At 64.3% G+C, this 24,912-nt stretch carries 24 protein-coding genes and 3 pseudogenes; 20 read left to right on the top strand and 7 right to left on the bottom strand.

The genetic code is table 11. From position 1 onward, the window contains the following. Positions 1-3 precede the first annotated feature (3 nt). The 10 genes and pseudogenes from IB278_RS14950 to IB278_RS14995 all read left to right on the top strand — a co-directional run. The gene (locus IB278_RS14950; protein ID WP_192323809.1) at positions 4-1,269 is read left to right on the top strand and encodes a CoA transferase; all 1,266 of its coding nucleotides are present in this window, start codon (positions 4-6) and stop codon (positions 1,267-1,269) included. Positions 1,270-1,312: 43 nt separating this feature from the next. Then, positions 1,313-2,296, top strand: a complete 984-nt coding sequence (locus IB278_RS14955; protein ID WP_192323811.1) for a Bug family tripartite tricarboxylate transporter substrate binding protein — start codon at positions 1,313-1,315, stop codon at positions 2,294-2,296. Then, a complete protein-coding gene (locus tag IB278_RS14960) occupies positions 2,296-3,351 on the top strand; it encodes a cyclase family protein (protein WP_145746714.1) in 1,056 nt (351 codons plus the stop codon). The genes IB278_RS14955 and IB278_RS14960 overlap by 1 nt, the downstream gene beginning before the upstream one ends. Before the next feature lie 108 nt (positions 3,352-3,459). Then, positions 3,460-4,275, top strand: a complete 816-nt coding sequence (locus tag IB278_RS14965; RefSeq protein ID WP_225612906.1) for a MaoC family dehydratase N-terminal domain-containing protein — start codon at positions 3,460-3,462, stop codon at positions 4,273-4,275. A gap of 4 nt (positions 4,276-4,279) precedes the next feature. Then, positions 4,280-5,092 carry an HpcH/HpaI aldolase/citrate lyase family protein gene (locus IB278_RS14970; protein ID WP_145746716.1) on the top strand — a complete coding sequence of 271 codons (813 nt, stop codon included), beginning with the start codon at positions 4,280-4,282 and terminating at the stop codon, positions 5,090-5,092. 428 nt (positions 5,093-5,520) lie between these two features. Continuing rightward, positions 5,521-5,955, top strand: coding sequence for a hypothetical protein (locus IB278_RS14975; RefSeq protein WP_145746717.1), 435 nt, complete (start codon positions 5,521-5,523; stop codon positions 5,953-5,955). Positions 5,956-6,143: 188 nt separating this feature from the next. Further along, on the top strand, positions 6,144-6,713 hold the full coding sequence (locus tag IB278_RS14980; protein WP_145746718.1) for a TetR/AcrR family transcriptional regulator: 570 nt from the start codon (positions 6,144-6,146) through the stop codon (positions 6,711-6,713). Positions 6,714-6,762: 49 nt separating this feature from the next. Then, positions 6,763-7,680 (top strand): oxidoreductase, encoded by a 918-nt coding sequence (locus tag IB278_RS14985; RefSeq protein WP_192323814.1) that lies wholly within the window; start codon positions 6,763-6,765, stop codon positions 7,678-7,680. A 42-nt stretch (positions 7,681-7,722) separates the two neighbouring features. After that, positions 7,723-8,694 carry an SDR family NAD(P)-dependent oxidoreductase gene (locus tag IB278_RS14990; protein WP_192323816.1) on the top strand — a complete coding sequence of 324 codons (972 nt, stop codon included), beginning with the start codon at positions 7,723-7,725 and terminating at the stop codon, positions 8,692-8,694. Between the two features lie 395 nt (positions 8,695-9,089). Next, positions 9,090-9,401 (top strand): annotated as a pseudogene (locus IB278_RS14995) (DUF3363 domain-containing protein); the annotation flags it as partial. A gap of 109 nt (positions 9,402-9,510) precedes the next feature. On the opposite strand, the gene IB278_RS15000 reads toward IB278_RS14995, so the two are convergent. Further along, positions 9,511-10,419, bottom strand: coding sequence for a LysR family transcriptional regulator (locus IB278_RS15000; RefSeq protein WP_145747401.1), 909 nt, complete (start codon positions 10,417-10,419; stop codon positions 9,511-9,513). A 127-nt stretch (positions 10,420-10,546) separates the two neighbouring features. Here IB278_RS15000 and IB278_RS15005 point away from each other — a divergent pair, with 127 nt between their 5' ends. The 3 genes and pseudogenes from IB278_RS15005 to IB278_RS15015 all read left to right on the top strand — a co-directional run. Next, on the top strand, positions 10,547-11,299 hold the full coding sequence (locus tag IB278_RS15005; RefSeq protein ID WP_009043159.1) for an SDR family oxidoreductase: 753 nt from the start codon (positions 10,547-10,549) through the stop codon (positions 11,297-11,299). Positions 11,300-11,477: 178 nt separating this feature from the next. Next, complete coding sequence (locus IB278_RS15010; RefSeq protein ID WP_145747400.1) at positions 11,478-12,149, top strand: glutathione S-transferase family protein; 672 nt, start codon at positions 11,478-11,480, stop codon at positions 12,147-12,149. Position 12,150: 1 nt separating this feature from the next. Continuing rightward, positions 12,151-12,515, top strand: a pseudogene (locus IB278_RS15015) (ATPase, T2SS/T4P/T4SS family); the annotation flags it as partial. Here the strand turns inward: IB278_RS15015 and IB278_RS15020 are convergent. The 4 genes from IB278_RS15020 to IB278_RS15035 all read right to left on the bottom strand — a co-directional run bounded on the left by IB278_RS15020 (position 12,515) and on the right by IB278_RS15035 (position 17,192). Then, positions 12,515-13,843 (bottom strand): sulfatase, encoded by a 1,329-nt coding sequence (locus tag IB278_RS15020; RefSeq protein WP_145747399.1) that lies wholly within the window; start codon positions 13,841-13,843, stop codon positions 12,515-12,517. The pseudogene IB278_RS15015 and the gene IB278_RS15020 sit on opposite strands and share 1 nt — an antisense overlap. Positions 13,844-13,856: 13 nt before the next feature. Further along, positions 13,857-14,828, bottom strand: a complete 972-nt coding sequence (locus tag IB278_RS15025; protein WP_192323818.1) for a Bug family tripartite tricarboxylate transporter substrate binding protein — start codon at positions 14,826-14,828, stop codon at positions 13,857-13,859. A gap of 52 nt (positions 14,829-14,880) precedes the next feature. Beyond that, positions 14,881-16,200, bottom strand: coding sequence for an arylsulfatase (locus tag IB278_RS15030; protein WP_145747407.1), 1,320 nt, complete (start codon positions 16,198-16,200; stop codon positions 14,881-14,883). A 77-nt stretch (positions 16,201-16,277) separates the two neighbouring features. Continuing rightward, complete coding sequence (locus IB278_RS15035) at positions 16,278-17,192, bottom strand: LysR family transcriptional regulator (RefSeq protein WP_192323820.1); 915 nt, start codon at positions 17,190-17,192, stop codon at positions 16,278-16,280. 45 nt (positions 17,193-17,237) lie between these two features. Between IB278_RS15035 and IB278_RS15040 the strand changes: the two are divergent. From IB278_RS15040 to argE, 5 genes and pseudogenes are all read left to right on the top strand, one after another. Then, a pseudogene (locus IB278_RS15040) lies at positions 17,238-17,366 on the top strand (integrase); the annotation flags it as partial. A 391-nt stretch (positions 17,367-17,757) separates the two neighbouring features. Next, on the top strand, positions 17,758-18,588 hold the full coding sequence (locus IB278_RS15045) for a helix-turn-helix transcriptional regulator (RefSeq protein ID WP_145747396.1): 831 nt from the start codon (positions 17,758-17,760) through the stop codon (positions 18,586-18,588). 78 nt (positions 18,589-18,666) lie between these two features. Next, entirely contained in the window at positions 18,667-19,386 is a 720-nt protein-coding gene (locus tag IB278_RS15050) for an alanyl-tRNA editing protein (protein ID WP_145747395.1), read from the top strand. Then, complete coding sequence (locus IB278_RS15055) at positions 19,387-20,325, top strand: DMT family transporter (RefSeq protein ID WP_145747394.1); 939 nt, start codon at positions 19,387-19,389, stop codon at positions 20,323-20,325. An 18-nt stretch (positions 20,326-20,343) separates the two neighbouring features. Beyond that, positions 20,344-21,459 (top strand): acetylornithine deacetylase, encoded by a 1,116-nt coding sequence (argE, locus tag IB278_RS15060; RefSeq protein WP_145747393.1) that lies wholly within the window; start codon positions 20,344-20,346, stop codon positions 21,457-21,459. On the opposite strand, the gene IB278_RS15065 is transcribed toward argE, so the two are convergent. Both IB278_RS15065 and IB278_RS15070 read right to left on the bottom strand, forming a co-directional pair. Then, positions 21,439-22,407, bottom strand: a complete 969-nt coding sequence (locus IB278_RS15065; protein ID WP_145747392.1) for a Bug family tripartite tricarboxylate transporter substrate binding protein — start codon at positions 22,405-22,407, stop codon at positions 21,439-21,441. The two genes, argE and IB278_RS15065, sit on opposite strands and share 21 nt — an antisense overlap. Before the next feature lie 154 nt (positions 22,408-22,561). Beyond that, positions 22,562-23,470 carry a LysR family transcriptional regulator gene (locus tag IB278_RS15070; protein WP_192323822.1) on the bottom strand — a complete coding sequence of 303 codons (909 nt, stop codon included), beginning with the start codon at positions 23,468-23,470 and terminating at the stop codon, positions 22,562-22,564. A gap of 133 nt (positions 23,471-23,603) precedes the next feature. Between IB278_RS15070 and IB278_RS15075 the strand changes: the two genes are divergently transcribed. Then, on the top strand, positions 23,604-24,512 hold the full coding sequence (locus IB278_RS15075; protein ID WP_192323823.1) for a diiron oxygenase: 909 nt from the start codon (positions 23,604-23,606) through the stop codon (positions 24,510-24,512). Positions 24,513-24,519: 7 nt separating this feature from the next. Next, positions 24,520-24,909 (top strand): RidA family protein, encoded by a 390-nt coding sequence (locus IB278_RS15080; RefSeq protein WP_192323825.1) that lies wholly within the window; start codon positions 24,520-24,522, stop codon positions 24,907-24,909. Positions 24,910-24,912: the final 3 nt, after the last annotated feature.

Raw genomic sequence — 24,912 nt, forward strand, 5'->3', positions numbered from 1 at the left:
CGCATGACCTACCCTTTTCTCAATCGCCTGCGAGTGATCGAGAGCTCGGCTTTCATTGCCGCGCCGCTCGCCGGCCTGACGCTGGCGCAGCACGGCGCCGACGTGATCCGCGTGGACATGATCGGCGGCGGTATCGACTACGGCCGCATGCCTCGCATGCCGCACCCGGAGGGCAGGGGCCGCAGCCTCTACTGGACCGCGCTCAACAAGGGCAAGCGCTCCATTGCCATCGATCTGCGCAAGTCCCAGGGCCGCGAACTGATCCAGGCCCTGGCCACCGCGCCCGGCCCCGAGGCTGGTGTGCTGCTCACCAACATCGGCACGCCGTGGCTCGCGCACGGGGTGCTGGCCGCGCGACGCGCCGATGTCATCAGCTGCACCATCCAGGGCAACGGCGACGGCAGCACGGCAGTGGACTACACCGTCAACTGCGCCACCGGTTACCCGCTGGTGACGGGCGGCGGCTCGATGGCGAGGCCTGTCAATCATGTGCTGCCAGCCTGGGATATCGCCTGCGCCTACCAGGCCGCCTTCGCCGTCGTTGCCGCGGTGGACCGGCGTCGCCGCATGGGGGAGGGGGCTGAACTCAAGCTGGCACTGTCCGATACAGCATTCACGATGCTCTCGCACCTGGGCGTGCTGGCCGAGGCCGAGCTGCTGCGGCAGGAGCGGCCCTCGATCGGCAATCATCTCTACGGCGCGTTTGGCCGCGACTTCGGGACCGCCGACGGGCAGCGTCTGATGGTGGTAGCCATCTCCGCAGGCCAATGGAAATGCCTGGTCAATGCCTGTGGCATCGCAGAGGGGGTGAAGGCCATCGAGCAGCGCACCGGCCTCGATCTGTCGGACGAGGCGCAGCGCTTCGAGGCGCGCGACGCCATCGCCGAGCTGGTCGAGCCCTGGTTCGCCGCGCGCACGCGCGAGCAGGCCGAACGCGAGCTCGATGCGCACAAGGCCACCTGGGGCGGCTACGGCACCGTCGGTGAACTGCTGGCCAGTGACTCGCGCGTGAGCGTCGCGACCAACCCGGTGTTCGAGCGCATCGACACGCCCGGCATCGGCCAGCACATCGCCGCCGGCGCGGCGGTGCGCGCACCGGGCCTGGCGCGCGAGCCCACTGCCCCGGCCGCGCTGCTGGGCACGCACACCGACGAGGTGCTGCACGAGGTGCTGGGCCTGGATGGCGCGGCCATCGGCCGCTTGCACGACGCCGGTGTCGTGGCCGGTCCCGAGTGCGATCCGACGTCCGGCTTGTCCGGGGCAGCTTGATTTTCGAAATAGACCCCAACAAAAACCACCAGGAGACAAACCCATGAAAGTTCGATACACGCGCCGCCTTGTGCTGGGCGCGCTCGCGGCGCTGTCCGTCGGCATGGCGCTGGCGCAGGACGCGCCTTTTCCCAGCAAGGCGGTGCGCTTTGTCGTTCCCTACGCGGCCGGCGGCCCCGTAGACGGCCTGGTGCGTGCCCTGGCCCGAGCGCTGCAGGACGAGTGGAAGCAGCCCGTGATCGTGGACAACAAGCCCGGCGCCAACGAAATCATCGCTGCCGAGACGGTGGCGAAAGCTCCCGGGGACGGCTACACGCTCTTGGCTGCCACCGAATCGGCGCTGACCATGAACCAGCACCTCTACACCAAGCTGCCGTACTCGCCCACGGTCGACCTGGTGCCTGTGACGCGGCTGGTCGAGGTGCCGTTGGCCATTGCAGTGCCGACGTCGCTGCCCGCCAATGACATCAAGGAGTTCATCGAACTCGCGCGCAAGTCGCCTACGCCACTGGCCTATGGGTCGGGCGGCGCCGGTGGTATCTCGCACCTGCCGATGGCGATGCTCGCGAAGAATGAAGGCATCACGCTCAACCACGTGCCCTACAAGGGCGCGGCGCCGACGATTCCAGATCTGATCGCCAACATCGTGCAGGCCTCGGCTCTGGCGGTGCCGGTGATCGAGCCGCACATCAAGGCCGGCACCATGAAGGCCGTCGTGGTCTCCGCGCCGCGCCGCCTGGTCGCGCTGCCCAACGTGCCAACTTTCGAGGAATCGGGCGTCAAGGACATCCAGGCGCGCTTCAACATCGGTGTCGCCGCACCCAAGGGAACGCCACCTGCCATCACAGCCAGGATCGCGGCCGACGCCCGCCGCATCCTGAACCAGCCGGATTTCCGCGCCAGGAATGTGGACCCGTTCTCCTATGTGCTGCACGGCTCCTCGCCAGCGGAATATGCGGCCTTCCTGGAGCAGGATCGCGTGCGCCAGGCCGAGCGTGTGAAGGTTTCGGGCGCGGTGCTGAACTGATGTCCGCCCCCGCTGACAACCCGCGCTGGCGGCATCGCCCCGAGGGGGCCAACTGGGGCGATTTCGGGTCCGATGACCAGATTGGTCGCATGAATCTCGTCACGCCGGGAAAGGTGCTCGAAGGCGTGCGCGAGGTACGCGAGGGGCGGGTGTTCAGCCTGAGCCTGCCGCTGGACATCCCCGGCGGGACCGCGCTCAACCCCAATCGCCTTCCGCCCGTGCTGAGGCCCACGCTGCGCCAGGGGCGCGTGAACTTCAACTGTCTGCTTAACCCGGGCCGGCCCGACGTGCTCTCGGACGACCTCGCAATCCTGCATCTGCAGTATTCGACGCAGTGGGACAGTCTGGCGCATGCCGGTACGCGCTTCGACGCCGACGGCGATGGCTTGCCCGAGACACGCTACTACAACGGCTACACCGCGGCAGACATGTGCGCCCCGGCCAGTGTGGAGGGTTGCGGCATTGGCCCGGAGGGTTCGCCCTTCGCCAGCACCAGCCGCGCACAGGCGCTGGGCATCGAGCGGCTGGCACGCACCGGCGTGCAAGGCGTGGCGGTGATGATTGACCTGCAAGCGCACTTCGGCTCCGGCCGCACCCTCGTCGGCTACGACGCGCTGCGTCGCGTGCTGGATGCCGACGGCATCGAAGTGCGCACGGGCGACCTGCTGTGCATCCACACCGGCTATGCGGAGGCGCTGCTGGAAATGCGAGGCCAACCCGACACTGGCGTGTTGGCGCGCACGGGCGCCGCGCTGGACGGCCACGACGAACGGTTGCTGCAGTGGATCACCGACTGCGGCGTGGCCGCGGTTGCGGCCGACAACCTGGCGGTGGAGGAGTATCCCGCGCGCGCCGGCGACTCTTGTTGCAGCGTGCTTCCGCTGCACCAGCATTGCCTGGTCAAGCTGGGTATCCACCTGGGCGAGTTGTGGCGCCTCACGCCGTTGGCCCGGTGGCTGCGCGCCAATGGCCGGCACCGCTTCCTGTTGACGGCGCCACCACTGGACCTGCCGGGAGCCGTGGGCTCGCCCGTGACTCCTGTGGCGACCGTCTGACACGACCCGCGACCACGGCCCCTCTCCAGAAAATTCGAGATTGCCATGCCACCAAACGACCCTTGCTGCGCTGCCTGGCTCAACCGTGAGCAGGTTCTGCATGAGCGCATGGATGCTCGCGCCGTTGCCGCTCTGGCCGCAACCCTGGACTGGGACCACGCGCCCACCGATGGCGATCCGTTGCCGCCGGGCTGGCAGTGGTTGTTCTTCAACCCCGTGGTGCGCCAAAGCATGCTGGGTCAGGACGGCCATCCGCACCGCACGCCCGAGAGTTTCCTGCCGCCGATCGACCTGCCGCGCCGGATGTGGGCGGGCAGCCGCACCCGCTACCTGTCGCCGCTATGGGTGGGTGCCGAGGCCGAGCGCTCCAGCCGCATCCTGCGCATCACCCCGAAAGAGGGCAAGACCGGCCGCATGTGCTTCGTGACGGTGGCTCACACCACGGCCAGTGGTGGACGTGTGTGCATCGCCGAGGAGCAGGACATCGTGTACCGCGAGGCCACGCCGCCCGCGGCCGCGCGCGCGGCGGCTGAGCCCGCGCCTGCCGCTCCGGTGCCGGTGCAGGCGGCATGGCAGCGCCTGGTCAACCCGGATCCCGTGCTGTTGTTCCGCTATTCGGCCTTGACCTTCAACGGCCATCGCATCCACTACGACCTGCCCTATGCGCAGGACGTTGAAGGCTACCAGGGTCTGGTCGTGCATGGGCCGCTCACCGCCACGCTGCTGCAAGGCTTTGCGGCTTCGCTGCGGCCGGGACGGCGCCTGGCTGCGTTCGATTTCCGGGGCCTGCAGCCGCTGTTCGCCGGCCAGCCGTTCACCCTGTGCGCCGACGAGACAGAGGAGGGCGGGCTGGCGCTGCGCGCGGTCGCGCCTGATGGCCGCACAGCCGTGGAGGCCACCGCCCGCTTCACCTTGCCGGACTGACACCATGCCGACACTGCCCCGCAGCTATCTGTTCGTACCCGGCGACCGGCCCGAGCGCTTCGACAAGGCTGCCGCCAGCGGCGCGCACCGCATGATCCTGGACCTGGAGGACGCCGTGGCGTCCACAGAAAAGGCCGCCGCGCGCGACGCGGTGGCGCAATGGCTGGCAGCGCACGCCGGTCTGCAGTCACTGGTGCGCGTCAATGCCGTCGACACGCCCTGGCACGACGACGACCTGCGCATGCTGCGGCAACACCCCTATGCCGGGCTGATGCTACCCAAGGCCGAGCCCGGGTCCGTGCTCGACGTGCTGCCCCGCCTGGAGGGCGCGCGCGAGCGCGTGATGCTGGTCGAGACCGTGGCCGGGTTGCTGGGCTTGCGTGCACTTGCCGCCGTGCCGGGCGTGGGCCGCGTGGCTTTCGGCAGCATTGACTTCGGTGTCGATGCCGGTATGGCCGACGGCGATGATGAGCCGGGCATGACCGCCGTGCGGGTGCAGATCGCGCTTGAGTCGCGCCATGCCGGCCTGCCGCCGCCGATCGATGGCGTCACGCCCGCCTTCGGCGAGGACGACCCGGCCGGCAGGCAGGCGGGGCACGCCCGTCGTCTGGGTTTTGGCGCCAAGCTCTGCATCCACCCGCGCCAGGTCGAGGGCGTGAATGCCGCGTTTGCGCCCTCGGCGCAGGAGCGCGACTGGGCTGTGCGCGTGCTGGCGGCGTTTGAGGCCAGCGGCGGGGCCGTCGTGGCGGTGGACGGCAAGATGGTCGACCGGCCCGTGGTGGAGCGTGCGCGGCGCATTCTGGCCATCGGCTCCTGAGACGCCGGTCGTTTCAAGTTTGTCTGACAGTGCAGTCAAGCGCGGCCGACATTGCCGCGCGTGGCATGGAAGACTCAGCCGCGGTCGAGACCGTTAACTGACATAGATGATTGAACTGCGCCATCTCCGCTATTTCATGGCCGTGGCTGACGAACTTGGGCACGATCGTTTGAGCTTCCACCAGGAGTTTCACCGTTGCGTTGGAAGCTTGAACACCGGGATAGGTCTCTTCTCGCGCGCTTGGTCGATGAGGCTGGCGCCGACCAAGCCGTCGTAGTGAGGCGATATGACCTTCGCAACCCGGATCGATATGTCGCGGTCAAGACGGGCGATTGCTATGCCGGCATGTCAGTGCCTGCGCCAGGTGCCTTGTTGTCGCAAGACATCTTGGACGACGATATGCAGCTGTCGTCAGTCTTCGTGAGCGCGTGACTTCTCTGGCCGATTTGGGAGCGCGCGTCGATATTGAAGCGACGCGCCATACGACAGACAGAACGGTCGCCATGCTGCTCGTCCACTATCGACGGTGGCATGGCGCCCGCGCATTGGGACCGCTGTCATCAGTTCACAGGTCGAAAGTGTTGTCAGCGTTTGAATGCAGTGATGCTCGAGACCTCGAACATCATTTCGTCGACAAGGCCCATGCCTACCGGGTCTCGAGCGACACGGTGCTTTCCGCGATGGCGCTAGCTCTGGCCTTTTGTCCGGCGGAGGTCCGCTTCGACAACTGGCTGCGAGGACAAGAGATGCTGCGTGCCTTGATCGCCAATCCGACGTTGGTGGTTGGTGCGTACCTGGCAAAGTTGGCCAAAGACATCGGCCGTTCGCCGGGTGAAGAGCGCGTAGCGAGGGGGAGAACATGAACGTCGCCGTCCTCAGCCGACAGCAGGCCGTCGAGCGCGTGGGATACTCGCCCGGTCTGGATGGCAGCGGGCTGAACGGGGAACTCTCGCCTGCATTGGTTGGGCAACTTCCCGAGTGTGCCAGTTGACGTCGAAAATTCTGGATGCGATAATTGAGCATCCACTCACTCAATTTGAGATTTGAGACCATGGCTCGTCCCTTGAGCGAGGAGAAGCGTGATGCCCTGCTTGAGGCTGCTTCAGATCTCATCGCCCAACTCGGCATTGGCGCCTCCACAGCGAAGATCGCCAAGGCAGCCGGCGTGTCTGAAGGGACACTGTTTACTTACTTTCCGTCGAAGGACGATCTTCTGAATGAGCTGTTTATTGAGATAGAGGGCGGGCTCGCCGAGTCGATGCTGGCGCCATACCCGGTGGACGCGTCGGCACGCGACCGACTGTTCATGGTCTGGAGTCGGCTGATCGAGTGGGGACTGAATCATTCCACTGCGCGCAATGCGTTGCGCCAGTTGAAGGTGTCGGATCGAGTGACCGCGGCCAGCCGCAAGCGCTGCCACGCCATGTTCCGCGAAGCTCGTGCAATGGTCGAACAGTGTCTTGCGGGTCATTCTGACCCTGAACGGGTCGCCTTCTACATCAACACGATACTGTTCGACCTGGCGGATATCACCATGAATGCCATTGCAGCTAAACCGAAGGAACGTGAAGCGATTCGACAGGCGGGATTCGACCTGTTCTGGAAAGGCTCCGCGGCTTGATTTTTTTACCTATTAAATGAGTATGTAGTCACTCAAATAAGGAGTTCGTATGTCAAATCACAAAGGCTTTACCGAGGCAGATGTTCCTGACCAGTCAGGGAAGTGCTTCATCGTCACAGGCGCCAATGCAGGCGTGGGGTTCGAGTTGTCCAGAGTCCTGGCTGCGCGGGGGGCGCGTGTGCTCTTGGGTTGCCGCGAAAAGGGGCGGGCGGAGGAGGCCATGGCCCGCATCAAACAGATCACGCCCAGCGCCAATCTCGCATGGTTGCCATTGGACCTGGGTGACATCGAGAACCTACGGGCGGCCGCCGCAAAAGCGTCGCAGGAGCCTCGCATTGATGCGCTCATCAACAACGCCGGCATCATGTACCCGCCCCTGACGCGCACCAAGCAGGGGTTCGAATCGCAGTTTGGGGTCAACCATCTGGGCGTGTTCGCGCTGACCTCGCTGCTGCTGCCCAAGTTAGCCGAGACGCCGGGCTCGCGCGTCGGGGTTACTTCCAGCATTGCGCATTTGAAAGCAAAGATCGATTGGGACGATCTCAATGCCGAGCGCAGCTACTCCAAGGTGGCTCGTTATGGCGCCAGCAAGCTCGCGAATGCACTGTTCTTCTTCGAGCTGGACCGCCGCCTGCGTGCGAACCGCTCGCCCGTCACGGCCATTGGTGTCCACCCCGGTGTGGCAAACACCAGCCTGGGACGACACATGGGCCCGGCCCAGTGGGCCGGGCCGATCGTCGGCCTGCTTCTCAACAGTGCAGACAAGGGCGCATGGCCTGCGTTGCTGGCCGCAACCGGTCCCGTGAAACCCGGAGGCTATTACGGCCCGACCGGATTCGGAGGGATCAGAGGCGTCGCTGGCGAGGCCAAACGCGCGCCGCAGGCTGAAGACCCGGCACTTGCCAAGCGGCTCTGGGACGTTTCCGTCGCCATGACCGGGATCGACCCCGGATTGCCTGCCATCTGACCGCACGGCCTGTTTCGGGCAATCAACCAAGTGATCTGATCCATGACCGCAAAATTTGGCGCCACCTCCACCGCCGACGATGTTCTTGCAGGCCTGGACCTGAAGGGCAAACGGGTTCTCGTCACGGGGACTTCGTCTGGCCTGGGCCTTGAGACCGCTCGGGCCCTCGTTGCTCACGGGGCTGATGTCGTGGGGACGGCGCGCGATCTCGACAAGGCCCATGCGGCCACCGCAGCCGTACGCGCGGCTGCCGCCACGAGCGGCAGTTTCGAACTGATCGAACTCGATCTGGGATCACTCGGCAGCGTCGGCGCCTGCACCGATAGGTTGCTGTTCCAGGCCGAGCCGTTCGATGTCGTCATTGCAAATGCGGGTGTCATGGCGACCCACTACGGACATACGGCTGATGGCTTCGAGACCCAAATGGGAACCAACCATCTGGGCCACTTTGTCCTGGTCAACCGACTCGCGCCGCTTTTGCCTGGGGGTTCGCGCGTCGTCGTGCTGTCATCCAACGCGCATCGAATGAGCGACGTTGATCTGGAAGATCTGAACTACGAGCGGCGAACTTATGACGGGCCGGCTGCCTATGGCCAGTCGAAGACCGCAAATGCGCTTTTTGCCGTCGAGTTCGACCGCCGCCACAAGGATCGGGGCATCCGCGCTGTCGCGGTCCATCCAGGCGTGATCAACACGGGTCTGACCCGCAACGTCGATGTCGAGATGCTGAAGGGCTGGATGGCAGGTCTCAACGCCTCCCGTGCCCAGCAGAGGCTGCCACCGTTCGAACCGAAAACGATTCCTCAAGGCGCAGCGACGTCGGTCTGGGCGGCTTTCACCGCCTCCAGCGACGAGGTCGGCGGCAGGTACTGCGAGGATTGCCATGTCGCGGCCGAGTTCAAGGCACCGCAAGACGATGGCTTCTCGGGAGGCTATCGCGCCTATGCCCTGGATGCAGCACGAGCGGCTGAACTGTGGCGCAAGAGCGAAGATCTGGTCGGCGAGCGCTACTGAGCCACTGGCTGATTGGGGACGCCTTGTCCCTCAGCCATGTGCTCCGGCGCAGACCAACTCCTTCTGAGGAGTAAATCTTGTCCAATTCATCTGGAGCAAGTTCCGAAACCGACTTGCTTGGATGCCCCGATGATGGCTGTTCTCGCAATTTGGATCGCACTACCGTGCCCAGGCTGAAGTTTTGGTCCTTGCTCGGTATGATGTCAGTCGATTGACAATGAAGTCGAAAACGTCGCTTCCCTGCAAATCGCTCCATCTCCCGCGCCAGCAAAAGATCTGCGCTTCTGACGGTAAAAACGACGGTAAAGACCCATGTCGATCACAGCCAAGTCCTTTAACCACGCGGGTTTGGGTGGCCTGTTGATGATCGAGTGGAGTGAAATCAGGTCCTTCGGGTGGTGGAGGTAAAGGGGGCGGCCGGGACCTGCGCGCCGCCGACAGGAACATCGCCGCGCTGCTGAGCGATGGCCTATACCGCACCGATCATCACCTCGCGATTGAGCAAGACCGGGGCAGAGAAGGGCGCGACCCGCAGGCAGTCGTCACCGCCCACGTTCGCCGGCTGGAAGCCTTGCGTCGGGTCGGCATGGTGGAGCGTGTGGCCGAGGGGCTATGGAAGGTGCCGGACGACCTGACGGAGCGTGTCCGCCAATACGACGCGCAGCGCCTGGGTGGGGTGTCCGTGGAGTTGACATCGCACCTGCAACTGTGCGCGGCGACTGCGTCTCTTGGGAGATCGGGCGACAGCGCGGAACGTCTATCGGCTAATCGTAGCCTTAGGCAAGAGCGCGAGAGGTCACGTTTTGTCGTCGCGTCTTATAGAGTCGGCACAGGGGCGCTGCCGTTCAAGGCTGGAATCTTTGAAAACACGTCAGCTATAAAATCCATGAACACGATAGCCCGCGTGGGGAGCAGTCTATTGGCGACATAAACCATCTGCACGGGGACTGGGGGCGCCGCATGGTTGGTGAGAATGAACTGTAATCTCCCGCTGTTCAGCCCGCCCTCAAACAGCCACGCAGGTCCATGCGCCACACCCAGGCCTGCCGAGACCGCCGTACTCACAGCGTCTGGCGAGTTGACCCTGAGCCTGCCGGCAATCGGAATGTCCGCGTCACGGAATCGCCAGGTCGCCCCGGACGACAGTAAGGTGTAGACGATGCAATCGTGGTCGCGTAGATCATCCGGGGTCTGCGGAACTCCGCGTTTAGCCAAGTAGTCCTTGCTGGCGACGAAGACCCGGTCGTACCATCCAAGACGCCGGGCGCGCAAGGTGCTGTCCTCCAGCTGTCCTATGCGAATGGCGAGTTCGGTACCTTCATTGACTAGGTCTACGTATCGATCGTTGAGTTGGAGATCCAAGATCAATTGAGGGTAGCGCTCCAAAAAGGCCGGCACATGCGGCAGCACAAACGCGTGTGCGAGAGCTGTCGGACAGGCTACGCGCAAGAGTCCCGATGGCTCGACGTTGTTCCTGAAGGACGATTCGGATTCATCCACCGCATCCAGGATGCGCCGGATGTCCGCATAGTAGCGTTCGCCCTCCGGCGTCAAGGACAGCTTCCGCGTAGACCGGTGCAGCAAGCGCGTCTGCAAATGATCCTCCAGAGCCGCTACATAGCGGCTTACATTGGGTTGCCCCAGCCCTAGATCGCGCCCTGCCGCCGAAAAGCTCCCGGTCTCTACAGCACGCGCGAAGCACGTCATCAAAAGAAATCGGTCCACTTCTCCACCTTAATTCATGCCAAATCTGCATGAATTATATGCAAATAGGCAGTCTTATCTACTACGGGCCATAAGCGCATATTTCTCCATGTCGACCGCGGTGGTCGTCATTCACCGGAGAATTCAAATGTCGCGCTTGCAAGGTAAACGTACTCTCATCACTGGCGGCACCAGTGGCATCGGGCTGGAAACGGCAAAGCAGTTCCTGGCGGAGGGTGCTCGCGTGATCGTAACGGGTGTCAACCCCGATTCGATTGCAAAGGCCCAGGCCGAATTGGGCCCGGAAGTGCCGGTGCTGCGCGCCGACTCGGCCAGCGTTGCAGCACAAAAGGAGCTGGCACAAGTCATCAAGGAACACTACGGCCAACTCGACGTTGCCTTCCTCAATGCCGGCGTGTCCGTCTGGTTGCCCATTGAGGAATGGACGGAAGATATGTTCGACCGTTCTTTCGACATCAACGTCAAAGGGCCGTACTTCCTGATGCAGGCGCTGTTGCCGGTCTTCGCAAATCCTGCTTCCGTTGTGTTGACTACTTCCGTAAGCGCGCATGCAGGCGCAGATCGCTCGTCCGTGTATGCCGCAACGAAGGCCGCATTGCTGAACATGTCGAAGACGCTCTCGACCGAATTGCTGGGCCGAGGCATCCGTGTCAACGCAGTGAGCCCTGGCCCCGTCGAGACTCCGCTTTACGACAAGCTCGGTATTCCGGAAGCTTATCGCGAGCAGCTTAACAAAGAGATCGCGGCAACCATTCCGCTTGGGCGCTTCGGTACCTCCGACGAGGTGGCCAAAGCAGTGCTGTATCTGGCATCCGACGAGTCGCGCTGGACGGTCGGCTCTGAAATCGTTCTTGATGGCGGCCGCCTGCTGAATGGCTAAGCGCGCAGCTCAAAAATTGCGCGAATGCAACATCGCCTGGGCTGAGTTAATTAGGTACTGAACGCCCGCCTCAGCACTTAGCGACGAACTAGTCCAATCCAGACCGTGCAAACAGCGGTATGCGGGAAACCTCTGCCGCTGTTTCCGCTTGATAAACCATCCAGAGCCACTAAAAGCAATGAACGCTCTTACGCTAATAAGCCACCCACTATGCCCATTCGTACAGCGCGCCGCGATTGTGCTTCTTGAAAAGGGTATCCAATTCGATCGGGTAAATGTCGATTTATCAGCCAAGCCAGACTGGTTCCTGGCAGTTTCGCCAACCGGCAAGGTCCCCGTGCTCAAGGTGCGCCAGGACAATGCGGAAGATGCGATCCTGTTCGAAAGCATGGTCATCTGCGAGTACCTCGACGAAACCCAAGGCGGCGCGCCGATGTACCCCGTTGATGCGTTAGCTCGCGCACGGAATCGCGCATGGATCGAGTTCGCCTCGCAGACTCTAGCTGAAGCCTGGCAGTTTCTCCACGCTCGTGACTCTGCGACCGCAGATGCCAAGCGCACCGCATTTCGCGAACGGCTCGGCAAACTGGAGTCAGAAATAGGCGTGGGGCCGTTCTTCGATGGCTCGGCCTTTGGAATGGTTGATGCGGTTTATGCCCCGCTTTTCCGTTACTTCGAGAGTATCGACGCAGCTGTCGCACACCAGATTTTCGACGGTCTTCCGCGCATTTCGGCTTGGCGTGAGGCGCTTGAGGCGCGCTCCAGCGTAAGAGATGCCGTTGTCGGAGACTATGCCGATCGTTTCCAAACGCATCTCCGCCAACAAGGAGCGCTGATCGCTGCCGCTTAGCCTGCGCCGCGCGGTACGCGAGCGGCAGAACATCCTGATCGCGAGCGGCACCAGTACGGGCAAGACCACGCTCGCCAATGCCTTGCTGGCCGAGATCGCCGCCACCGGCGACCGCGTGCTGGTGCTCGAAGACACCATCGAACTGCAATGCGCGGCGGCGAGGCGCTGGATCTCATCAAGGTGTGGGGCACCGGCCACCCCGGTGGCATCGCCACGATCCACGCCGGTTCCGCCTTGGGCGCGCTGCCGCGCGTGGAGCAACTGATTCTCGAAGTGGCGGTGAATCCGCCCCGCGCGTTGATCGCCGAAGCGGTGAACGTCGTCATCCACATCGCCGGGCGTGGCCGCAAGCGCCGCGTCGAAAGCTAAAAGCTCGCCCTCGGAATCTCCCGTTCGGTAAAGACTAGGTGAGCTTGGGCGTCGGGCGGAATGGATGGCATGCTGCCATCCCAGGCTTGCCACGCACTTCGGAGCTCATTGGCCATCGTGGGATAACGGTTCTTGAGGTTGGCGCGCTCCCGTGCGTCATGACCGAGGTTGAAGAGGAACTCGTTTCCTTCAATGCTCAGCCATTTCCAGTCGCCGCGAATCACCGCGCGCTGGGTCCGATGCTTCATGCGCCAGAACAGGTCGCGCGGCATATGCGCATGAGGATCGTCCAGCACTGATAGCAAGCTCTTTCCATCGAGAGGGTAGTCCGGATGTGCTGCGACGCCAGCAGCGTCGAGCATCGTGGCCGTCCAGTCCATCGTCAGGTTGGGTACGTTGTGCAAGGTGGATGACGCGATGCGCGCCGGCCAGCGTGCGATCAGGGGCACGCGGATGCCGCCTTCGAGCAAGTCCATTTTCTGGCCCACGAAAGGCCAGTTGTTGGAGAAGCGCTCGCCTCCGTTGTCGCTGGTGAAGACAACGAGTGTGTTGTCTGCGGCACCCTTCCTGGCCAGAGCATCGAGAACCCATCCGATGCCTTCGTCCATGTGATGGATCATGCGCTGGTAGGTGGCGATTGATCCACCATCCAGATGTTTGCCCACGCCCGCGATGCGCAACGCTTCATCGGCGTCGTCGCGTGTGAGCCAGGGCCAGTGTGGCGCACTGTAGTGCAGGCTTAGCAGGAAGGGTCTGTCCGCGGCTTGCCGTTCAACGAAGTCGACTGCGCGCCGGCTCAGCAAGTCGGTGAGATAACCGGCTCTTTGTACCGGCGCTTCGTTTTCCCATAAGTCGGCGCGGCCACGTGGGTCGCAATGTTCGAAATAGTCGTTGCCGCCTGCGTGGAAGCCGAAGAATTCCTGGTAGCCGGAGGCCCGTGGCGAGAACGCCGGCGGATAGCCGAGGTGCCACTTGCCGACCAACGCTGTGGCGTAGCCGGCCGCGCCCAGCAGCGAGGGCAACGTTGGGTGCTGGGGCGGCAGGCCCAGCACTTTGTCGTGCATGACGGTGGGCAAAGGCTCTTCGGCGCCACCACGCAACCGGTACTGCCAGCGGCCGGTGGCCAGCGCGAAGCGGGTGGGCGAGCAAACCGGTGAATTGGCATAGGCACGCGTGAAGCGCATGCCTTCGCGTGCCATACGGTCCAGGTGCGGCGACACGTCCGCCGGCTGGTTACCCGCATCCCGCGCGCCCGTGCAGCCCAGGTCGGCATAGCCGAGATCGTCGGCGAGGATGAACACGAAGTTGGGGCGTTCAGAGCGCATTGCCGATCGGGCCCTAGTTGAGCGTGATGTTGGCTTTCTTCGCCACGGCGTCGAATTTCGCGAGGCTTTTCACAACGAATTTCTGGGCCTCCGCGGGCGAAAGCTTGGTGGCCACCTGACCGCCTGCGTTCAGCGCGCTCACCACCTCAGGCATGCGGCTGGCCTCCTCAATGGCGACGTTGAGTCGCGCGACGATGCGCGCGTCCACGCCTGCGGGCATCGCGGCTACAAAGTATTGCGTCGCCTCGTAACCCTTGAGTCCGGCCTCTTCCATCGTTGGCACATCCGGCAGGCCCGGTATGCGGAAGGTCGTCGTCACCGCGTAGGCCTTGAGCTGGCCTGACTTGATGTGCGCGAGAACGGGTGTCACGCCCAGCATGCCCAGACCGGTCTGGCCGCCGATGATGTCTGTTACCGCCTGGCCACCGCCCTTGTAGGGAATGTGGACCATTTCGGTGCCGGCCATGGAGTTGAAGAGCTCGCCGGCCAGGTGCTGACCGGTGCCGGTACCCGAGCTCGCGAAGTTCCACAGCGTCGGCGCCTTCTTCATGGCTTGGATCAGTTCGGAAAGGTTGGCCGGCGCGCCGGCCGCCTTGCCAACCAAGACGATCGGGCCCTGCGACATGAGCGCGACGGCCGCCAGTTCCTTGCCGATCTCGGGCTGGCGTTGCCCATAAACCACCGGGCCGGGGACAGTTACGAGCGTGTAGCCGTCTTTGGAGGCGCGGGCCGCCGCCTGCAGCGCCAGGGCGCCCGACGCACCCGGCCGATTGTCGATGACGATGGTCTGCCCGACTTTATCGGACACCGCCTTGGCCATGGCGCGCGTGAGCACATCGACCGAGCCGCCGGGCACGAATCCCACGATCCAGGTAATGGGTTTGGCCGTTGGCCAAGGCTTGTCCTGGGCTGCAGCGGTTTGCACGTACAGACCGGAAACGAGGCCTGCGAGGACAAAAAGACGGCGTGAAAAGCGGAACGACATGATCAATTCTCCTGTCTGGTCGATTGGCGTTTAAGAGAGGGGAGGCTGGCGCTCAGTCCGGGGCACCGGGCGGCGTATTTGGAAACTGCTGACAGCTGTCGTTGAACACCTTCAGCATTCGCAGCATCGGCCCCATCACCCATGTATTGAAGACGAGCACGTCGGTCTCTTCCTTGGGGTCACGGATGATGTTGAACAGGTAAGGCGACTCGAGCTTGCCCTTGCCCTCGTTGACCTCGGGCTCCCAGTAGAAGTGCAGTTTCCAATCGCGCCATTTCAGTGCGCGCAATTCGTTCTTGATGAAGAACGGGAAACCTTCGCGCGATGATTTGGGCTCGCCGAGCATGAAGGGAAGTTGATTCACCCCGTCGATCGGGCGGTCGGCAGGAAGCTCACCTCCTGCAACCTTCGCCAGCGTTGCGAACACATCCGTCACATGCACGATCTCATTGCTGATGCGGCCTGGCTCGATTCGCCCCGGCCAGCGCGCGATGAATGGCACGCGAAGGCTACCCTCCATGGCCGTGTGGTATGTGCCGCGCCACGGCCCGGCCGTGCCGCGATAGGGCGCGCGAAACTCGGGGCCGTTGTCGCTGCAGAAGATGAACAGCGTGTCGTCCGTCAGCCCCAGGCGCTCGACTTCGTCGATGATCTGGCCGACGCGGTGGTCCATCTCTGCCATGGAGTCGGCGAAATCACCGTTGCCCGTGCTGCCAGCAAAGTCGCGGTGCGGCAGCGTGGGGAAGTGCAGGTGCACCATTGGCAGGTACAGGAAGAACGGCTGACCGGCCTCGCTGTGCCGGCGCATGAAATCGCATGAGCGCGCAACGAGTTCTTCGTCGATGGAGCGGCGCGATTCGAGGTCGTAGACCTTGACCTGGCGCGAGGGCTCGCCGCACCGGCCTTCCATGATGTAGGGCAGGTCGACCACGCTCGCATCGAAGCCGATGGTGGAAGTGAACTGGCTCTCGTCCGTGGTGCGCGGAATGCCGTACCACTCGTCAAAGCCGCGGTCCGAGGGATAGCGACCTTCGATGTCACCGAGATGCCATTTACCGTAGTGCGCCGTGGCATAGCCGCGCGACGACAGCAACTGCGCGAGCGTGATTTCGCGTCGGGTGAGCCCCTGCGGCATGCCCGGCGGTACGGACTGCAGGCACCCGGTGCGGATTGGATGGCGCCCGGTCATCAGCGCCGAGCGCGTGGGCACGCAGTCGCTCTCGACGTTGAAGTTCTGCAGCATCAGGCCCTCGCGGGCCAGATGGTCGATGCGCGGCGTGGGCGCGCCGCGCAACGCGCCCCCGCCGTAGCAGCCGAGCTCGCCCCAACCCAGGTTGTCGGCGACGATCAGGACAATGTTTGGCAATGACATGGATGGCTTTTTTGCACTTGGAAGATTCCATTGCACAGCCAGATCCACGCCCGAATCATTCCATCACGCGCACCATTTCATTCATTGGAGGAATGGCCCTTCGGCCAGTACGACGACACCAGTTCGCGAAATTCCGTCATCAGCGGGGACCATCGCGCGCCCGGGCGCGACAGGAGCACGAGCGTCCGGCTTACCGCAAGTTCGGGAATGCTCAGCGGCGTTGCCCTGCCCAGCCAACTGCGCAGCACGGAGTCCGGCACGATACTCAGGAGGTCCGTCGAAGTCAGGATTCCCATTGCTGCCTCGGAGGTGTATTCGGTCTCGACTGCCACGCGCGGCATGGGCACACCGTTGCGTTCGAAAATGGCGAAAAAATGCCTCCGCGCCGCACTTCGCGGCGGTGCCATCACCCACGCGTAGGGCGTGAGGTCGTTCAAGCTGACGACCGGCTTCTTCGTCAGCGGGTGCCCCTGCCGCACCACCACGCGAATGTGGTCCTCGCCGAGTTGGAGCTGCGTGCTCTGCAACGACTGGCCCTTGTAAGAGGGCACAACCGCCAAGTCAATCTCGCCGTCATCGACCGCCGTATCGAGCGCGTCAGACTTACCGACACGAAGGCGCAGCCTCAGACCAGGGCGTTTGCGCACCATTTCGGCGGCGGCTATCACTGCGGTGTTGTCGGCTGCCGGGCTGGTGATGCCGAGGCGTAGCAGACCAGCATGTCGCGCGCGCAGTTCAGACGCGGCGCGCGTGAGGTCGAAGCGCTGTAGCTCAAAACGTCGCGCAGCTTCCAGGAACATCTCGCCATCGGCCGTCAAACGTGCACCGTGCAGCCCCCGTTCGAGCAACTGCACGCCCACCTCGTCTTCCAGCCGGCGCATCGCTTTGGACACCGAGGGCTGAGTGATACCCAAATGCTGCGCCGCACGGCTGATGCTCCCGCTGCGCACAACTTCCATGAACGCCGTGAGGTCTGCGACAGAGAGGTTCATGCGGTGAAGGAATGTGCTGGAGGTATTGCCCGCATTATCGAGGTGCGCTCTATCCTGCCCGTGTTCAAGAACCGCCTCCCGAGCGAAATCACGTCGGACGACCTGCGCGAGCTCTGCAATAAGGGGGCGCCGGCCACGGCCGTCCACGTGCGAGACATCGCCAAGCAAATCTATGGTTTGCCATCGTGCACGATCGCGGAGCGCGTGGTTGCCGGGGCGTACGAAGTGCTCGAGGGCTTCGAGCGGGTGCGGATGCAGCGCGACGGCATGCGCTCGGTGATGCTGGATGCGATGGAGCAGGGCGCTTTCGCCGAAGCCGCGCTGTCGCAAGCGACGGTAAGGACCTATGTCAATTGCCGCCAAGTCCTTTAACCATGCGGGTTTGGGCGGGCTGTTGATATCGAGTGGGAGTGAGTTTTCTCTGGCGGGCCTTCGGCGCCTGTCGCCAACAATCCGGCTTTCGAGGCCCTGGTGACCGAAGGCCGCGCCACGCGCCGTTTGCGATCTAATTGCATCTGATCCGGCGGCCGGAAGCGCCGCTACCCTTCGTGCGAAAGGATGCCCGTTGGCCCGTTCCGATCCTCGCAACACCTCGCGGTACTGGCATGCGCCCGGCGTGCCGGGCCTGGACTTGCTCCATGCCGATTTCACAACGCACGACTACGCGCCCCACGTCCATGATTCCCTCGTGGTCGCGGTCACGGAAGTGGGTGGCTCGGAGTTCAGGAGCCGCGGCCGCACGGACATTGCCCACGAGCAGGCGCTTCTCGTCTTCAATCCCTCCGAACCTCACTCGGGCCGCATGGGTGGCAGCAAGCGTTGGCGGTACCGGTCTTTCTACCTGGCCGAACCGGGCATCAAGCACGTTCTGACATCGCTGGGGACGGAACAGCCCCGGCATTTCACGGCGAATGTCTTTCGCGATCCGGATCTCGTTGCACGTTTCCTGGCACTCCATCGCACCCTGGACGGCGAGCCGGACCCGTTGCTTCACCAGGAGTTGCTCGTACGCAGCTTCGGCGCATTGTTCGGAAGGCATGCGGAGGCAGGACAACGCGTTCCCGTCGCGCCGGCAGATGCGCGCCTGCTCGCACCCGTGCTGGAACTGATGCGCGACTGCCATGCAGAGCGCCTGACTCTCGAGCAGATGGGCCAGGTTGCCGGCCTGACGACATTCCAGTTGATCGGCATGTTCAACCGATCGATCGGATTGACCCCGCACACCTACCTGACCCAATTGCGCCTGAGAGCCGCCATACGGCAGCTCCATGCGGGCCAGTCCGTCGCCGATGCCGCGCTCGCGTCAGGCTTCTATGACCAGAGCGCCCTGAACAAGCACTTCAAGCGCACCTTCGGCATGACGCCGCTCCAATACGTGCGTGCGCTGACGAACTGAAAAGATGGCTGGCGTCAATTCTGACCAATAGCAATTCGGGGCGTCCTGCCATGCTGACATCCATCAGCAAGGCCAACCATGACACGACTCTTCTGCCAGGACAACCCAGGCATCCTGAGGCTGGATGCCCGGGTTCTGAAATCACGGCCCGGCGCCGTCCTTCTTTCCCAACACCCCCTCTATCCCGGCGGGGGCGGGCAGCTGCCGGACCGGGGCATCGTCCGATGGCAGGGCGGGGAAACACCGGTCGCCGGGTTTTCCGAAGAAGGTGGCCTCGCATGGATCCAGCTTCCCGGCGACATCGAGATCACCGGCGAAGTCCAGGTGGAGGTCGACCCGGTTTTCCGGCAGCTCATGCGGGAGCTTCACACGGACCTGCACGTGTTGAACGCGCTCGTCTTCAGGGACTTCGACGGCGCGCTGGTGACCGGCGTCCAGATGAACGAGGACGGTACGGCACGCATCGACTTCGACCTGCCGGGTGCCGACAACGACCGCCTGCGGGCGCTCGAGGCCGAATTGAACGATGTGGTCGCTCAGGATCTGGCCGTCGAGACAAGCTACGTTTCGGTCACCGAGGCCCATGGCGAGCAGGGACTGCTGCGCTCCCGCTCGGTGGCTCCGCCGCCATCGGCAGAAGGCCTCGTCCGCATCGTCGAGATCGCCGGGCTCGACCGGCAGGCATGCGGGGGAACGCACCTTCAATCGACGGGCGCCTCACGTCCGATCCGGATTCTCAAGATCGAGAACAAGGGCCGCTCCAACCGTCGCGTCCGCATCGGACTGCAGGGCTTGTAGATGCGCAAGCCGTTCCTCGCCCTCTGGGCGCATCCCGTCTGGCTTCTGTGGGTGCCACCGGCTTTCTGGGCCGGCAACCTCGTGCTGGGCCGCGCGCTCGGCCCTGTCTTTCCCCCGGTGTCCCTTGCGGTCGGCCGCTGGGTCGTGGCACTCGCAGCCCTGGCGCCATTCGTCGGGCTGCAGGCCTGGCGGGAGCGGGCGCTGCTTGCGCGGCACTGGCGGTTGATCGCGGCTTGCGGCGCCTTCGGCATCGCCGGCTACAACGCGTTGGGGTACCTGGCCTTGCAGACGGTGCCTGCCACCAGCGTTGCCTTTCTGAACTCGACGCTGCCGCTCATGGTTCCGCTCGCCGCGGTGGTCCTCGGCGCCGAGCGCATCGCCTGGAAGACGCTGGTCGGCATCGCCATCTCGTTCATCGGCGTGACCTGGATCGTGGCGCGCGGGGAACTCGCCAGCCTCGTGGCATTGCGGCTGGGCGGCGGTGAGCTTTTGGTGCTGCTGGCCGTCTCCAACTATGCGGTGTATTCCGTTCTCCTCCGACGGAAGCCTGCAGCGATCAGTCCGCTGGTGTTTCTGGCCGCGACCATGGCCGCCGGACTTGTCGTGCTGATGCCATTCTGGATATTGGAGCTCGTGCGCGGCGCACGCATTCCGACGGATGCCGCTTCGATGGGCGCGGTCCTCTACATTGGAATTTTTGCTTCGCTGTTCGCGTTCATCCTGTGGAGCCGCTGCGTTGCGACCCTGGGCGCGACGGTGACTGGCGTGTCCTTTCACCTCGTCGCGCTGTTCACCGCTCTCCTGGCGTTCCTGGTTCTGCGGGAACCCGTGCGCAGCTTCCACATCGCGGGCATCGCGCTCATCCTGCTCGGCTTCTTCGTCACGACCTTCCGTCCGGCCAGGCGCCCGGCGACAGCGTCCGATCCTTCCCTTTCCTGATCCCATCGGAATCACGCCATGGACACGGTCGAACTCCTGCGCGTTCTGGTCGGCTTCGATACGACGTCCCATCGGTCCAACCTGGCGCTCGTCCACTGGGTGGCCGGATACCTGGAAGGCCATGGCGTCGAGGCACGGCTGATCCACAGCGACGACGGCACGAAGGCCAACCTGCTGGCCAGCATCGGCCCGCCGGCGCCGGACGGCATCGTTCTGTCCGGCCACACCGACGTGGTTCCCGTCGACGGTCAGGCCTGGGATTCGGACCCCTTCACGCTCGTTGAGCGCGAGGGCCGGTTCCACGGCCGGGGAGCCGCCGACATGAAGGGCTTCATCGCGGCGTGCCTCGCCGCAGTGCCATCGTGGCGCCGCCTCGATCTGCGCCGCCCGATCCACCTCGCGCTTTCCTACGACGAGGAGGTGGGGTGCTTCGGCGTTCCGCGCCTGATCGCGGGGATGCGCGGCCATCTTCCGTCACCAGCGCTTGCCATCGTCGGCGAACCGACCCAGATGCGCATCGGGCTGGCCCATCGGGGCTTCTTCGGCCATCGGGTCACCTTCTGCGGCCGGCCGGCCCATTCCAGCGACCCTGCGCTGGGCATCAGCGCGATCGAGCCGGCCGCCTTGCTCGTCGCGCAGCTGGCAAGCCTGGCGCGCACGCTTCTCCGGCAGGGCAATCGCACGACCTTCAATGTCGGCCGCATCAACGGCGGGACTGCGATCAACATCGTCCCCGGATGCTGCGAACTGCTGTGGGAGTTCCGTCCGCCGGACGAAGCGAGCGCAGCGGTGGTAAGGGACGAGTTCGAACGGCTGCTCGCGGCTGTTCCAACCGACGTGGCCGTCGAGATGAAGCAACTGGCCGGGGTGCCGGCACTCTGCGCGGAAGGCAGCAGCGCGGCTGTGAATGTGGCCAGGACTTTGGGCGCGCTGTGGCCACCGGGCGAGATCCCGTTCGGCACAGAGGCGGGCTTCTTCCAGCAGGCGGGCATCCCCTCCCTGGTCTGCGGGCCTGGTGCCATTGCGCAGGCCCATCAGCCCAACGAGTGGATCGCCGCCAGTGAGCTCCGTGCTGCCGAGCGCTTTCTTGCTCGCGTCGGGGCATGGGCGGCATCAGGGCGCGAGGCCCGCTGACCTCACGATGAGCGCGTATTTGCCGACTTCCGCTGCTGTGTAGCTGGCGAACTGCGCGGCGTTGCGGGTATCCGGCTCTGTACCGATTTCCCGCAGGCGCTGCACCATGGCGGGAGCCTGCAGGACGTCGGCCATTGCCTCGGACAGCTGCCTGAGTACAGGCTGCGGGACCTTGGCGGGTGCGAACAGGCCGAACCAGGCGCTGACTTCGAAGTCCGGCAAGCCGCTCTCCGCCACCGTGGGCACGTCGGGAAGCAACGGACTGCGACGCAGACTCGTCACGGCCAGCGCCTTGACCTTCTGCGCCTTGAGGTTGGGGATGGCGGTGGTCTGCAGGTCGAACATCACGGGGACATGCCCGGCCAGCACATCCGCAAGCGCAGGCGCGCTGCCCCGATACGGCACGTGCAGCAGTTGGACATGCGCGGCGTTCGCGAGCATCTCGCCCGCCAGGTGGTTGGAGGTTCCGGGCCCGGCCGATGCAAAGCCGATGGTGCCGGGGCTGCTCCTGCCGGCGGCGATCAGTTCCGATACATTGCTGTAGGGAGCAGCGGGATGGGCCACCAGCACGAAGGGAATCGATGCCAGCGCACTGACGACCGCAAAGCCCTTGATCGGGTCGTAGCCCACCTTGCTCATGGCCGGATTGATCGCCTGGGAACTGACGGTGCCCATGAGCAGCGTGTAGCCGTCGGGCTTGGCATCTGCGACGAAACGTGCGCCGATGGCCGTGCCGGCACCGGCCTTGTTCTCCACGATCACAGGCTGCCCAAGGCGGGTTGCCAGCTGTTCGCCGACGGTGCGCGCCAGGATGTCGGCCGAGCCCCCCGGCGGATAGGGAACGACGAGCGTGATGGCGCGGGCAGGGTAGGTCTGCGCGGACGACGGCACAGCGAAGATGGCTGCAGCCAGCAGCACCGGGGCGGCGAACAGCTTCATGAATTTCATCGTGGACTCCAGTTGGCAGATGCGGGCGACATCGGCGGCGTTCCCCGGCGCCTTGCCAACATGATGCAAACGGTGCGTCATAACGTCCAATACGGACTGCGTACCGAATCCATACATGAATCGAATCACCATGGTCCGGCCGGAATGCCGGGATTCAGGTGCTGCGCGCGTGCGAGACGACCTTGCTCGCCACCGACAGGAAAGAATGGATCACAGGGTTGTCGTTGGTGCGGCTGTAGGCGAAGGCCAGTTGGTAGGTCGGCGGCGCGCGCGTTTCGGCCACGTCGAGAAAAGTCACGTCCTTCATGGCCAGCATGCGCATGGAGGCCGGCACCAGGGCGATGCCCAGGCCGCCGGCGACCAGTGTCAGCACCGCCTGCATCTGGGAAGCTTCCTGGACGACCCTTGGCGAGAAGCCCGCGGCCTTGCAGGCACTGAGAAGCGCCGCCACGAAACCCGCTCCCTCGGCCGCTGGAAAGGCGATGAAGGACTCTGCCGCCAGGGCCTTGATCTTCACGGAGCGCTGTTTTGCCAGGGCATGGCTGCGAGGCACGGCAATCACGAAACCCTGTGCCTGAAGATCGACAAAGGCAAGGTCCGGCACGTCCTGCAGCGGGCCGACCACGAGGGCCAGGTCGACTTCGGCGCGACGCAGGGCCTCCACCTGCCGGGTGGTGGTCTCCGCGGTTACCTGCAGGTGGACTGTCGGGTAGTCGCGCTGAAACCGCTTGAAGATGTCCGGAAGAAGGTCGAGCGCGGCGCTTGGCACGAAGGACACGCTGAGCGAGCCTTCGGCGCCCTGGGCGGCGCGCCGGGCGCGCTCCGTGGCCGCGTGGGCCTGTGTCAGCAGGCGGTGCACATCCCTCAGGAAAACCTTGCCTGCCGGCGTCAGGCGCACATGGTGCCGGCTGCGGTCTATCAGCAGCGTGCCCACCTGCAGCTCCAGGTTGCGTATGGCCACGCTCAGTGGCGGTTGAGACATGTGCAGCTTTTCCGCCGCACGGCCGAAGTTGAGCTCTTCCGCCACCACCACGAACTGACGCAATTGCCTGAACTCGATCATCTGAACAGCCTTGTGAAAGTTGACTGGATATACACAGTTCGGATCACGACTCCATTTAAACAGTATTGGATGTATCAAGAGCACGCGCCTAGCATGAATGGCATCCCCATCGCCGAATGAAGGAGCCACGCCCATGCAGCCGTCCCTGCTCGAAGAAATCCCCGCCGTTCCCAACCCCTATCCGGTCGTGTCGAAGATCGAGTACCCGGAGGTCTGGCGCCTCTGTACCCAGGCACGCGACCTGGCCTGGAACCCGGTCGCAGACATCGACTATTCGGACCTCCAGCAGGCCGATCTGCCGCCGGAGGTGCGCAAGGCCGGCGCCGAATGGTGGAGCCTGCGTGCCTGGATGGAGCACGGCGCCACCCCCTATGGCGCAGAGCGCCTGCGCGACGCGATCTTTCAACACCAGCCGTTCGAGGTGAAGCAGCACATCACCAACTTCATCGCCGAGGAGTTCCGCCATCACGAGGCCAGCTTCCGCATCGCCGACGCCCTTGCCGAATACGAGCCCATGCCGCGGTCTGACTACTTCAAGGACATCATCCCGCGCTTCCACGACGAGTCGGACGAGAAGGCCATGAGCTTCTTCGCCGGCCTCTCGGTCAACACGCTGTTCGAGCAGCTGTCCGGCGACCTGCTGCAGGCGCGCTACGAGAACGCCCGGTTCGACTCGATCCGCGAGGTCTGCCGGCTGATCCTGCGCGACGAGGCGCGCCACATACAGTTCGGCCGCATCATCATGCGGCGCTTCTTCAGCGAGTTGTCTCCGGAGGAAAAGCGCCTGATCGGCCTGAAGGTCGCGAAGAAGCTGCGCGGCAGCCTGCTCAACGGCGTCTATGCCGTCGTCAACCTGCCGGACGCCGAGCGCGCGCGCTCCGGCCGCAACCGGGCGCTGGCGGCCGACCACGGCCTCGGCGCGACGCACCCCGATGAAGAGATCGGCATCATCCGTAGGGGCGTGAACAAGATCCGCGAGGACATCGGCGTGTACGGCGTCGAGATTCCGGCCATCCCGGAAATCGACAGCGTCGTGCACTGAGGCCGCCATGCATCAACGAATCGTTCCCGGCAACGTCGCAGCGCCCGCCGGTGCCTACAGCCACGGCATCTCCACCCATGGCCCGGGCACCTGCCTTCATGTGGCGGGCCAGATCGGGGTGACCCCGGAAGGCCGTCTGCTGGAAGGCTTCGAGGCCCAGGCCGACCAGGCCTGGAAGAACCTGGTGGCGGTGCTGCAGGCGGCCGGCATGGACGCATCGCACCTGGTCAAGGTGACGACCTACCTCACCCGTGCGGCGGACCTGCCCCGGCTCAATGCGATCCGCAGCATGTACCTTGGATCGGCGCGGCCGGCCTCGACCCTGGTGGTGGTCGCGGCGCTGGCACACCCGGACTGGTGTTTCGAGGTCGAGGCCACGGCCTTCCGGCAGGACTGACCG

It is taken from the genome of Variovorax sp. VRV01 (assembly GCF_014852545.1).
Classification (GTDB): domain Bacteria; phylum Pseudomonadota; class Gammaproteobacteria; order Burkholderiales; family Burkholderiaceae_C; genus Variovorax; species Variovorax beijingensis_A.